Origin of the sequence: Cryobacterium sp. 10I5, assembly GCF_035019865.1 — a bacterium.
In the GTDB taxonomy this organism is placed as follows: Bacteria; Actinomycetota; Actinomycetes; order Actinomycetales; family Microbacteriaceae; genus Cryobacterium; species Cryobacterium breve_A.
Window position 1 is genome coordinate 1 of record NZ_JASJVI010000250.1, and the last position, 224, is coordinate 224.

Annotated in this window: 1 protein-coding gene; it reads right to left on the reverse strand. The window is 62.9% G+C overall.

What is annotated here, in order from left to right; genetic code table 11:
* The coding region (locus QN350_RS20085) for a helix-turn-helix domain-containing protein (RefSeq protein ID WP_369125173.1) at positions 1-224 on the reverse strand (224 nt) is incomplete at its 3' end.

The following is a 224-nucleotide window of genomic DNA, read 5'->3' on the forward strand; positions in this document are numbered from 1 at the left end:
CCCAGCCGCAGATCCGCGATGCGTAGACGCTCCTCTTGACCCATATAGCGCCCCGAAGAGGCCACGGCTGGAACGGGAATTCGCCCGCCAGCGGCCTTGATCCACCGGTATCCCTGTCTGCGATTCACTCCCACAGACTCACACGCGGCCGCCGCCGACATCCCCTCGCGAACCCGAACCCAGAACAAGTTCTCGCGCTCTTTCAACACAACTCTCGACGCCAT